This window comes from Bradyrhizobium sp. 154 (assembly GCF_023073875.1).
Lineage (GTDB): Bacteria > Pseudomonadota > Alphaproteobacteria > Rhizobiales > Xanthobacteraceae > Bradyrhizobium.
Genome location: NZ_JADPKG010000110.1, coordinates 1 through 11,815, shown reverse-complemented (window position 1 = coordinate 11,815; position 11,815 = coordinate 1). Strand labels below are relative to the sequence as shown.

Genomic DNA, 11,815 nt, shown 5'->3' with positions numbered 1-11,815 from the left:
TCGATTGGAAATGGCAGATGCGGTCCACTCAGCAATATACCGACCCCGAACGGCTTTTCGGTGAGCGATCGCAGGCGCCCAATCTCCTCGCGCAGCACCAGCGGCGGGTTGCCGCTAAATGACATGATGCCGAGTCCGCCAGCATTGCTCACCGCTGCCGCAAGCTCGGGCCCCGTGATAAACCCCATCGGTGCGGCAAAGACGGGCACATCAATGCCCAACAGATGGCAGAGCGGGATGCGCAGCATGACAGCCTCCGGTGCATTCAGTGTGCCCCCCGCCGCCGCAGCGGAAGTAAACATTGCCCACCGGGCGGACGCAAGGCGGCGCGCTTCGAAGGTCGGGACTGGGGTATTGCACCGCCACAGAATCCGGTCGCTTGCGGGGCATAGCCGGCATCGACGCGCGGCCGTCTTCGCAAAGGGTGACGCTCGTGAACCCGGAACGGACATTCGCGCGCTATTGCGGTCTTCGCACCGCAATGGCGATTTTGGGCAAACGAGATAATACCCGTCATCGAAACGAGAACCAACCATCGGCGGCTTCAATGACTGAACCCCTGACGGAGCGCACGGTGGTGATTGGAAACAGTGGCTCTGGTAAGAGCAGGTTGGCCGAAGCCCTCGCCGATTTCAATCCCCGCGCTCGATCTGGACCTGCTGCACTGGGAAGAAAGGCAGCTATGGCCTGAAGCGGAATGAAGACGTATGTTCCCTGGAGCCTTTGCCGCGCCGGGCTACAGGCCCCGGCCTGCGGCGCGGCGCAACAAGTCATAACGCGCCGAGGAACTGATGAGGTGGGCGGACGCCTATTGGACTCGACAGACATCATCCTCCTTTGCTGGCCATTCTAAATCCTCAACGATTTCTCCGGCGACAAGTTGCGGCTGGCGAGCCGAGAACAAGTTGCCCACTTGCTCGAAAATGTACGTGCCAACATGACCAATATGGATCTACGGCTTTAAGCAACGAAGCGTGGCAACGCTGACGGCAGCTTAGCCCCACCGCTACTGGCCCGGAACATGGCGCCAAGCGTCTCTGAATAGGTGGGCTTGTCAGGGCGGAGCGGAAGCAGCAATCCCGCGCCGCAAGGGCTCCATTTGGCCCTGAGTGGACTTCATTCGCATGTCGGCAAAGGCCGATGCGAACAAAAACATCAGGCAGATTTTCAGGCCAGACCAGTTCGGTGGTGCAACGCAAGTCGTCAGCCGACCACCAGGGATGGGTCGTCATCACCTCCTGCTCCAAATTAGTCCATCGTTCGGTTGACAGCTCTTGTCCGACACTCATTCGGATGAGGAAAACGTGCTCGTCGGCTCGCACCGGTGTCTGGAGTTGAAAGTAGCGCCTGCTGCGGCAAAGCGCTTATGAGCCGTGTCACGGACAGGGGTAACGTTCTCCATCCAGATAGGTGCCCGAAGCAGGATGCTGCCGGGCTCGAAATACGGATTTCGGCAGCGTTTCGACAATGCTGGCATCTACAAAACCTGCAGCGCGGCCGTCAAGGCGGGATAGACTTACCTCCGGGGCATCAGGAGGTAAACCATGCTCAAAGGCTTGTTGTTTACCGTTGCGCTTGTCAGTGCGCTCGCGTTCAACGTCCATACTGGCGCGCGCGCCGTTACTGCTGACCCGCACCTGGTCGGCGCGATTGCGTCGTCGTCAAACGTGCACTTGGCTCGAGCCGCCGTTCGTGGTCCGCGTGGTGGAGGTGCTGTTGTTGGCCCACGAGGAGCGGCCATTCGCGGCCCGCGAGGCGGAGCCGCTCGTCGTTGGCCCGCGTGGCAGCGCGGCTGTCGTTGGTCCGCGAGGCGGAGCCGCTATCGTTGGTCGGCCCTATTACGGAGGCGTCTGGTACGGCACCGGGAGGCGATATTGGAACGGCCGCTGGTGGCCATACGGCGTTGGCACCTGCTGGCGCCGTAGTCCAATTGGTTTCGTATGGGTCTGCGGGTAGCTGCACTCCCGTCAATGAGGACAGAACAAATCTCCGCAAGAAGCTCAACTCTGTCCCACACAGGAAGTGCAACTTAAAGCGGCCGGCGGCACATCCCCATCAGCCGAGGCAGTGAATGCGAGGTCCGCTGACGGTAGTTGGCGGGCTTCTCTTTTGCGATCCTCTTGGACGACCAGTTAGTGGTCTTGATCGTTGGGAGAGCTCAATGCAAAAAGTGAATACGGTATATAGCTCCAATCGCGGGATAGCTCAGGGGAAATGCAGCTCGATTTCGTAAGATTCCTAGGAAAGGACGAGCGGAGGAAGTCTATCTGTTGCGGTCCCAAATATCCCACAGGCTCTTGTTTCCGACGTCTGCTTTTCGAGGTGATCCGGACCTTCCGCTTCGCTCCGCGCGATATCTGCTTGTGACCCATCTGCGACATGGTCAGCCCGTTTTTGCTGTGATGCACCCGTTCCGTCTCAGTGGTCGTAGTGCAGTATCATCTCGACAGACCCATCGGCTCCCTGTGCGCTGATGCTGTCGGCGCTTTGACGGAGGAGATAGCCGGCAAGCAGCCGCTCGCCGTGCTCGCTCGCGACGATCTCCGTCCGCGTGGGCTTGCGCTCTGGAATGGTCAGTGGCGCGCCGACATAGCGGATTCGCACATCGAGGTTGAATTCATCGAAGCTCGCTTCGACCTCGATGCCGCCGGGCGGATCACCAATCACTTCGAGGACCTGGACCACGCCGAAGATTGCCCGCTGCATGATGTCCCGCCGCGCTGCCCAGCGCGCACCTTGCTCCGACAGAAACCGTTCCACTGCTTCGCGATTGATACCGCCGGGTGCCAGCTTGATGGAAACCTGCTGACGCACGCCAATACGCATGATGAGGTTGAGCACGACGGCACTGACTGTCCCCAAGACGAGCGCGTTTCCGAAGATCGGCTGCAGAACAATCGGTACTTCCGTTAGCGCCTCGTGATAGAGGTCAGCGACAACAGCCATTGCAAAGGAGAAGCCAATGACCAGGGTCTTGCGAGCGTCGAGCATGCGCGCCGTGATCATCTGCAAGCCACTGGTAAATACGAAGGCGGCCGTGAAAAACAGCGCAGCGCCCATCACTGGCAGCGGCATCGCCGCCAGCACCACGGCCACCGGCGGAACGAAGGCAAGCACGCAGAATCCGAACCCGATCGCATAGCCGACACTGCGGCTGGTCACGCCGGTCGCGCCAGACAATCCGATAGACGAGCTGTACGTATTGATGCCGCAACTGCCGACCAGCCCGCAAAATATGACAGCCACGCCGTTGGCCGATACGCCGCCCGCGAGCGATCCGAAGTTGGGGCGCACCCAGTCGGCATCGTTGATGCGCTGCGCATTCGACACGTCGCCCATCGCGCGGAGCGTGGCAGCCAGCGATGCAATCATAAAAGGGCCGACCAGCACCGGATCGTACGACCAGCCCACATGCTGAAACCGCGGCAAGCGTACTATGCTCAGTCCTCCCTCCGGAACGATCCTGGCTAGATCGAATATCCCGATGCCGGCACTGACGGCATAGCCGACCATCATCCCGATCAGAACGCAGAACATCTTGCCATAACCTTTCGACCAGATGTTCAGGACCGTCATGGTGACAAGCGATACGCCGGCTACGATCATATAATCGGGGTTGATGTTCGGTTGCTGCGCATTGATGCCCAGCCCATAGCGCACGCCGAGCGTCGCCAGAGTGAGGCCGACCACGGCAATCACGAGGCCGGCGATTTCAGAAGGCAGCAGAGCTCGCAGTCGATGGAGCAGCGGCGCTAGGGCGACCTGTACGAATCCACCAATAACCGTCATGCCGAAAACCAGCGCAAGGCCACCCTGCCGCAGCGCGAACAGTGAGGGGCCGAGAAAGATAGCCGTATAGGCGGCCCCACAAAGATAGCCGGATCCGATGTATCTCGATCGAATGCACAGGCATATGGTTGCCGCGCCAAGTCCAAACATCGATAGCGAGACCAGGTCGAGAAACTGTGTTCCAGAGAGGTTCGCCTCGCGCGCGATGATGATTGGAAAGATCAGCGTGATCGCCATGAGCCCGATATGCTGCAATGCCGAGACGATCAAAATCGCCCAGGGCGGATGATCATCGACGGCGTAGATCAGCCCCGGCGGACGGGTCATGGCGTGCGCGGCCCGGCAAGCTGATTCAGCGCCTCCTCGCGCGAGCCGTGAATCGCGAAGACGTCGAGCAGTCCGCCCATTTCGAACAGCTCGCGGACGTGCCCCGCAAGATTGCATAGCGCAAGTTTCGCCGCCTTGCGCTCGGCTTCATCAGTTGCGACCAAGAGGGCGCGGAAAGCGGCGCTGGTAAGGTACAGCACAGCGCCCAGATCAACCAAGATCGACTTTTCGCCGGAAGAGATCAGGCGCGTGAGCTCGGCCATCACATCGCCGGCGCTCGTGCTGTCGATGCGACCCGAAAGCGTCACAATGCAGACGCTGCCGGCGCGCGTCTGGCCGATACTGAGTGCATTCATTTCTCACTCCTTTGGACTACCGCGCCGACCCCGCACGTCTTGCTCAATGTGGTGTGATTGCGCCCATCAATGCGCTCGTAGCGGAAACGATCGACCAGTTTCCTGATCATGCGAATGCCGAGGCCCCCGGGCCGAGGCCGCCGTCCCCGGGGCCCATGGTTGGGGAGGAGTGCTGTCACCGGATCGAACTCCCTGCCGTCGTCGAAAATCTCCAGATCCACCCTGTCGGGTTGCACCGTGATTCGGACGAGGAGCTCGTGCTGCTCCCCGTCGTCCCATGAATATTTGATCACGTTAGTGACGACCTCGTCGAGGGCCACCTGCAATTGCGTCATGGCGCGAGCCGGGATGCGGAACTCGCGAGCGAGATTATCCAGCGTGTCGCGAACGATGCCAATGTCAGAATTATCATTACGGATTCGGACATCGACTGCATGCGGCGTGGGCATTATACGATGGAGCGCTCGGCGGGCCGCCACCGCAGCGCCAGTGCCGTCAGATCGTCCGTTCTTGAAGCATTCCCCATGAAAGCATCAACGGCGTCCCTGACAATGCGAACCATCTCCTGCGGCTCGGCCGCATTGGCCCGACGCAAGAGCTGCCCCAAGCGCTCGATGGAGAACAGGTCTCCTTCGTCGTTTACCGCTTCGAACACGCCATCCGAGCACACGAACAGCGCATCGCCAGGAAGAATTTGAAGCGTTCGCCTGTGGAACCGAGCTTCGCGCCGGACGCCAAGCGGCAACGACGGCTTCGAATCGATCTGCTTCGTCTCGCCGGTGCTCGAAACGAGATGGGGCCGGGGATGGCCGGCATTCACGAATGACACTAGTCCGCTGCGGGTGTCGATCAGGCCCAGAAACATCGTTACGAACATGCAATCGTCGTTGTCCTGGCACAGCTCGCGGTTGACGGTCTCCAGCAGGGCTCCCGGATCGTTGTCATCGGTGCGCCATTCCCGCCAGAGAGCGACAGTGATGCGCACGAGACTGCGGGCGCGCGCCATGAACATCGCCGCGGAAGCACCCTTGCCGCAGACGTCGCCGACCAGGAAGCAGAATGTGTGATCGCCGGCATAGAAGCAGTCATACAGGTCTCCGCCGACCTCCCTTGCCGGCTCCATGACAGCGTGAACGGCGATCGGATGCGAGGGCGAGCAGGTCGGGAACTGCCGCGGCAACATGGCAAGCTGCAACGCACGCGCGGCCTGCAGCTCCTGTGCCAGCCGTATCATGTTCCTGCGAACCTCGTCCCGCAGGCGTTTCTTTTCGAGCGATGCGCCGAGCCGCGCACGGAGCAGCGTCGGATTGAACGGCTTGCTCAGGTAATCCTCAGCGCCGAGCTCGATGCAGCGTATGACGCTCTCAATCTCGTCGAGAGACGAGATCATGATGATTGGAATGTCGCGCAGCGCCGGCGTGGTCTTCACCTGTTCGAGGACCTCATAGCCGTTCATGTCGGGCATCATGATGTCCAGCAGGACGAGATCGAAAGGTTGCGCCTTCAGCTTGTCGAGCGCCTCCCGCCCGTTGCTTGCCATTGTGAGGTTCGCATAGCCCTCGCGGTTGAGGCGGCGCGTCAGCGTGTATCGGTTGTCCTCGTTGTCGTCGACGACCAGAAGGGCGGCCTCGGCGCCGGTCACGACACATTGCCCTTTCCGACGAGCGCGTGGATCTTGTCGATCAGCCGGGCGATCTCTACCGGCTTGGTATCGAAGTCGTCGCAGCCGGCGGCCAGCGCCTCTTCCCTGTCTCCGGTCATCGCGTGGGCGGTAAGTGCGATGATGGGAATGTGTTGGGTTCGTTCGCCGGCCTTGATGCGCCTTGTTGCCTCCCAGCCGTCAAGCACCGGCAAGCTCAGGTCCATCAGGATGACCTCCGGCTGTTCTGTCGCGGCCATGGACACGCCCTGGGCTCCGTCGGAGGCGATCAAGACGGTGTAGCCTTTGCGCGTCAGCCGGCTCTGCAGCACATAGACGTTGTCTTCGTTGTCTTCCACATAGAGGACTTTGGTCATGGTGCGGCAACGCTTTCGCGGCGGCGTTCGATGCATCGGTCAAGAACGTCGAGAACTTCGCCCAGCAGCTCCTGCCGATCGCGCTTCTGAAGAATACGTTCGATTCCACCGGTCAGGCGTGCCCGGTCGTCATCCGTCAGATCCTTCGCGGTAAGAACCAAGACCGGGATCTCGCGCCATGCGCCGTTGCTCCGCAACGCGTCGAGTAGCTCGAAACCGTCCATTTCGGGCATCATGAGATCGACCACGATCACGTCGGGCGGCGACTCGGCAAGGCGCGCCAGTGCGACACGCCCGTTCTCGGCCTCCGCCACCCGCCAGCCCTCTTTGTGGAGGGCGCGTCGCAAACCGGACCGGATGGTGTCGTCATCATCAACGACCAGCACGCCCCGCCCCGCCGACTTGCAGATGCCACGCAGCACCCCAGCCAGCCCGCTCCAATCGACCGGTTTCACCATGTAATCAGCAGCGCCCAGCGAATAGCCGCGGTTCTTCTCGTCCACGATCGTCATCAGGACCACTGGAATGCCCGCCGTTGCAGGGTCGCCCTTGATCGCGGCAAGCACGGTCCAGCCATCGAGATCAGGCATCATGATATCCAGCGTGATTGCGGCCGGCTGCAGCTCGCGCGCCAGCCGAAGCCCCTCTTGTCCGCCGCTTGCCGTCGTCACCGCAAACCCTTCGCGCGTAAGAAAGTGTGTCGTCACCTTTCGAACGGAGTCGTCGTCATCGATAACCAGAATGAGCGGAGTTCGGTGATAATGTGCGGCACGCGTCGCTGGCAGTGGGCTTTTGGGCAACACCGGCGTCTGTGACGACGTCCCGTCAGCCGGCAAGCGGATCGTGAAAGTCGAGCCCCGCCCGGGCTCGCTTTCGACCGCGATGTCGCCCCCCATCATCTGGCAGAAGCGCCGGCTGATCGCGAGCCCGAGCCCCGTGCCTCCGTACCTGCGGGTTGTCGAAGCATCAGCTTGCACAAAGTCCTGAAACAACCGTTCCTTCTGCTCGGCGGTCAGGCCTATACCGGTGTCCGACACGGAAACGACAATCCACTCGCCAGTCTCCGCAATCGTACGGCTGACGCTGATCGTGATCGTGCCGTTCTCTGTGAACTTGGCCGCGTTACTGACGAGATTGAACAGCGCCTGGCGAATTCGAGTCTGGTCCGCACACATCACCCCTATGTCGGTAGGACACTCGAGCCTGAGGGAATTTTGGTTCTTGGCCACGAGCGTCCCGACCGTGCTGATCACGTCCTCGACGACGGGCGCGATCGCGAACGACCCCACATGAAGGTCCATTTTACCGGCCTCGATTTTGGACAGGTCGAGAATGTCGTTGATGAGCGCCAGTAAATGACGCGCCGCGCGGACGACGCGGTCGAGCGGCTCAAACTCGTCTTCGCGGTTGGAGTCGCGCGCATCCTCTTGCAGCATCTCGGTAATGCCGATGATCGCATTCAACGGCGTGCGCAATTCGTGCGACATGTTGGCGAGGAACTGGGATTTATGCTGGCTTGCAAGCTTAAGCGCGTCTTCCGCACGCCGCCGCTCGATGACGCGTCCAAGCTGCCTGCCCACATGGGCCATGATTGTCAGTACGGCATCATCCGGCTCCGCAGGCTCGTCAGAGAAAAATTCCATGACAGCAGCGACCTCTTCGCCCGCCAGCACCGGAAAGGCGAAGCCGGCTCTCAGCCCCGTGTCCTGTGCTGCCTTCGACCGAGGGAAATTGGCGTCTTTGGTTACGTCGACGATCCAGGCAGGTTTCCTCTCCTCGAGAACGCGACCTGGCAAGCCGGCGCCCGGTGCAAACGTCGTGGCCTCGCTGGCTTCGCGAAACGCCTTGTATCGTCCAGGATCATCGAGATGCCACAGGCTCGTCGATAGAAGTACCCCCGCGGAGTCCTTGATATGAACGTGCCCGACCGGCCACCGTGTGTGGGCGCACACCCCATCGAGCGCGGTTCGCATTGCGGCGTCCACCGTGGAAGCCTCATTCGCGGCGACAGTGATCAGCTGAAGCAGTTCGATTTCCTTCTTCTTCGTGTACAGCTCGCTCAATACTTTCTCGGCAATCGCCTCGCTTTCAGCTCGCGCCCGCTGCTCCCGATCGAGTCGCTTCTTCAACCGGGCAAGCTGGACTTCGGCCTCATTGAGGCTCTCCATACTCAGCTCCTCGATTGCTTGACCGAAACTCGCAGCACACACTTGTCGTCTCCCCGATTCATGCATTCCGGTTGGTCCAGGGAAAGCTCTTCGGCGTAGTAGGCGGCGGTTGCCTCGATAAATCCCTCCGCGAGCGCACAGAGCTTGCGAGGCGACCTGTAGTGCATCAGCAGAACTTCCGAGGAGGAGGTGTCGTAGGTGAATACGGGCACGTCCGCTCCGGGATACAGTTTGCGAACCTCGGAGTGGATGACGTCGTTCAGACTAAGAAGAAACGAACGTGTCGATTTATGAGCCGTGAAGAAATGAGGATGCTTCTTCGCAAGAAGCGGCAGGGCATTTCGGCCGAACCAGCGGACAACCTCATCGGCAGGCATCTTGAGCGCGGAAGACGCCGCGCCGACCAGCCTCGTCAACTCCTCATCCGGGTAGTTGCCGAGCGAGCTATACGCACCATCGGTCCCGGTCGCCTCAAGGAGCGCTTCCCATGCATCGTCACCGTAGTCGCGCCGGACCAGGGCTTCGAGCAAATTGAACACAACCCCTTTCACTGCTTTTTCCTTTGTGCTCAAAACGTGAACTGGTCCGCTTAGCAGCGCTCTCACTTCAACAGTTCGCGCGTGCGGCCCTCAACAACGGGCCCTGGACGCTAGGCCGGCTCTTGGTTCGTCGCGGGTCGCCTTAGTACATGGCGGCGAACGGCTGACAAGTCGCCGAATGCCTCGAACGCATGAAGCCCTGAACCGATTGAGTCTTCCTGACGTTGCCGAAATCGGCTGGACCAGCGCGAGGCTGCGCTTGAATTCAGATGTGCCCTATGCAATCGCGGGTCGGGCAATGTTGCTGTGTGTCCGCCGCCCAATCCGCTGCGGATCTGCAACTTGCGCTGGCGGACAAAATTCACGCCGCGGCCCCGGGGCGAAAATGCAGGACGACAAGCCATCGCTTCCTCCCGATCTTCCCATCGACGTAGTCTAGCCGAGATCGAGGGCCTCTGACCAGCGTCCCGCGGGGCGGCCGACTTGGAGCAGCGCCTAGCCGCTGGGCCGAAGCGAACGGCGGAACCGCCGCTCGTCGGTAGCCTAGCTGCCGAAAGACTGACATTACTGAATGCGCGATCGCTGGCCAGCCGAAGCGCGCCCGCGACGCATCGCCTTCGGGTGCCACCGCGTCAGGCGAACCACATCCTGTCTCAACAGGAAGAGCGAGACGGGAGGAGAACGACGTCCTTCATCAGGAAGGGCACATTGCCTGTCATCGCAGGGAAGCCTCCTGCGGCGACGTCCCAGCCTTCGGGCACGAACGGAATGATGGTGACCGTCGCGATGAAGGTGCCGGTCCCGCCCAGGGCAGCGAGGACGCCGAGCCGCTTGCTCCAGAAGCCCGCGAGCAGCAGGGAGCCGAACGTCCACTCCGAGATGCCCAGGAAATAGCTGGCGCCGGCGTGCCCGAAGACTGGATCGAGCCACCAGATCAGCGGCCCGTTGCTGATGAAGGGACCCAATCGCTCGAATTCGTACGGAAACCACTTCTGGTAGCCGAAGAAGAAGAACATGATCACCATCGAGACGCGGACGACGTCGTAGTCGAGGAGTCCAGACCTCTCGAGTGTGCGAAGAAGTGGATGCTGAACGGCGGTAACGAGAGCGTTCCTAAACCGCAGCGTGTACCTTAAGCACAGAGGAGACTATACGGTCCGATGTCGCGTCCTCGGTTCAAAAAATGCGGACAGCAAGTTGCGACAGCGTTCCTGTCTAAGCGGGGTATGGCCCTGAGCCGAACGATGCTCCAGCCGTTTCCATCTCGGCTGTCCGCCAGTAGTCGGACGTTGGCCCGCGTGCAGGTCCACCGCCGCTTTTGACCCTGCTGTGTGAAGACTCTGTGCCGCTGTTATGATTCTCTCGTGATTCTGCGCGAGAATTGATAAAGCGCTTCGTTGCGGGGGCAGACCGGGGGCAATCAACGTTACTGCCCGAATGCCTCGACGATTTCATTGACGAGAGCAACCCTGTTCGGGTGATCGACGTGTTTGTCGACACGCTCAACCCGGCCGAGATGAGCTTCGAAGGGGTGGATCCGGCGGCGACCGGTCGGCCGATCGCGGCCTGAGACGCCCAGTCCCGGACCTCATAACCCGCGTCCTCCTCAGACGTTTTTACACGGCCAAGACCTTGGTTGTGTGCAAACGGATAGGTCGGCACGCGGCCGTGGTCGCCCATCATTGCGGGCAGCCGATGTTGTCGCGTCGGATCGTCCAATGGCGGCCAAAGTGGGTATCACGACGCGGTATTGCGCTTTTGGACGCACTTTCCGGCCTTCAGGAGGCGCGGATGGCTGCAATCAGGCTCGGTTTGCCGACGATGTTCATCACCCGTGTGAGGTTGTAGGCGAGAACATGCAGCGCCATCTCAGCGGCGATATTCCGTAGGCGCTTCATCAGGAAGTGGGTCGCGCCCATACGGGCTTTTATCGTGCCGAAGGGATGCTCGACGGTCTCGCGCCGCGTCCGCATGGCGTCGGGATTGGAATCGAGCCGTCTCTGGACCTCCTCGACCACATGCTCATGCTCCCAGCGCGTGATGCGGCGCTCCTTGGACGGCGTACATTGGCTCTTGATCGCGCAGCCTTGGCACGCCGCTGTCGACCAGTAACGGCGCAGCGTCATTCCATGCTCGATGTTGGTGTACTGATAGGGCAGCAGCTGGCCGGATGGGCAGCGGTAGCGTCCGCATCAGCCAGATAGGCGAAGTCCTGTTTGCCGACCGGCCCTCCGCCTTGGCGTTCGACGTCATGGGCTTGGGCAAGGTGACTGCAACGCCGGCCTCTTTTGCAGGCTAATATCTCCTCTCCGTCGAAGTAGCCACGGTCGGCGACCGCCTCGAGTTTGTCCACTTCGAGCACTTCTTTGGCTTGCTTCGACATCCGAGCAAGCTGCCCACGGTCGCGGGTCGCTGCCGACGTTTATGACCTCGTGCGTAACAATCAGATGGTGTTCGGTGTCCACCGCGACCTGGACATTGTAGCCGACGACACCCGATCCGCGTCCGCTGGTGGCCATCGAACGGGCATCCGGATCGGTGAGCGATATCTGTTGATCCGGCGTGTTGCGCATCTGCGCATCAAGCACTTCCAGGCGGCTCATCTCCTGGTTCAGCCGAG

General features: G+C 60.9%; 10 protein-coding genes and 2 pseudogenes. 1 reads left to right on the top strand and 11 read right to left on the bottom strand.

The genetic code is table 11. The features are described 5' to 3' along the window. The 10 genes from IVA92_RS27175 to IVA92_RS27130 form a co-directional block, all read right to left on the bottom strand. Positions 1-248, bottom strand: a 248-nt coding sequence (locus IVA92_RS27175; RefSeq protein ID WP_247534507.1) for a nitronate monooxygenase, incomplete at its 3' end; no start/stop codon positions are given. Positions 249-1,376: 1,128 nt separating this feature from the next. Further along, entirely contained in the window at positions 1,377-1,604 is a 228-nt protein-coding gene (locus IVA92_RS27170) for a hypothetical protein (RefSeq protein WP_247276055.1), read from the bottom strand. Positions 1,605-2,418: 814 nt separating this feature from the next. Next, positions 2,419-4,116, bottom strand: coding sequence for a solute carrier family 23 protein (locus tag IVA92_RS27165; RefSeq protein WP_247276056.1), 1,698 nt, complete (start codon positions 4,114-4,116; stop codon positions 2,419-2,421). After that, on the bottom strand, positions 4,113-4,472 hold the full coding sequence (locus tag IVA92_RS27160) for an STAS domain-containing protein (protein WP_247276057.1): 360 nt from the start codon (positions 4,470-4,472) through the stop codon (positions 4,113-4,115). Before IVA92_RS27160 ends, IVA92_RS27165 begins: the two co-directional genes overlap by 4 nt. Beyond that, complete coding sequence (locus tag IVA92_RS27155) at positions 4,469-4,921, bottom strand: ATP-binding protein (RefSeq protein WP_247276058.1); 453 nt, start codon at positions 4,919-4,921, stop codon at positions 4,469-4,471. The genes IVA92_RS27160 and IVA92_RS27155 overlap by 4 nt, the downstream gene beginning before the upstream one ends. Then, the gene (locus IVA92_RS27150; protein WP_247276059.1) at positions 4,921-6,114 is read right to left on the bottom strand and encodes a fused response regulator/phosphatase; all 1,194 of its coding nucleotides are present in this window, start codon (positions 6,112-6,114) and stop codon (positions 4,921-4,923) included. The genes IVA92_RS27155 and IVA92_RS27150 overlap by 1 nt, the downstream gene beginning before the upstream one ends. Then, positions 6,111-6,488: a response regulator gene (locus IVA92_RS27145; RefSeq protein WP_247276060.1), complete on the bottom strand. Its 378-nt coding sequence runs from the start codon at positions 6,486-6,488 to the stop codon at positions 6,111-6,113. Before IVA92_RS27145 ends, IVA92_RS27150 begins: the two co-directional genes overlap by 4 nt. Then, on the bottom strand, positions 6,485-8,656 hold the full coding sequence (locus IVA92_RS27140) for a response regulator (RefSeq protein ID WP_247276061.1): 2,172 nt from the start codon (positions 8,654-8,656) through the stop codon (positions 6,485-6,487). The genes IVA92_RS27145 and IVA92_RS27140 overlap by 4 nt, the downstream gene beginning before the upstream one ends. Before the next feature lie 2 nt (positions 8,657-8,658). After that, positions 8,659-9,207: a heme NO-binding domain-containing protein gene (locus tag IVA92_RS27135; RefSeq protein ID WP_247276062.1), complete on the bottom strand. Its 549-nt coding sequence runs from the start codon at positions 9,205-9,207 to the stop codon at positions 8,659-8,661. Between the two features lie 641 nt (positions 9,208-9,848). Continuing rightward, positions 9,849-10,211: a DUF417 family protein gene (locus tag IVA92_RS27130; RefSeq protein ID WP_247276063.1), complete on the bottom strand. Its 363-nt coding sequence runs from the start codon at positions 10,209-10,211 to the stop codon at positions 9,849-9,851. Positions 10,212-10,579: 368 nt separating this feature from the next. Here IVA92_RS27130 and IVA92_RS27125 point away from each other — a divergent pair. Further along, positions 10,580-10,750: pseudogene (locus tag IVA92_RS27125) on the top strand (IS5/IS1182 family transposase); the annotation flags it as partial. A gap of 223 nt (positions 10,751-10,973) precedes the next feature. Here the strand turns inward: IVA92_RS27125 and IVA92_RS27120 are convergent. Further along, positions 10,974-11,815 (bottom strand): annotated as a pseudogene (locus IVA92_RS27120) (transposase); the annotation flags it as partial.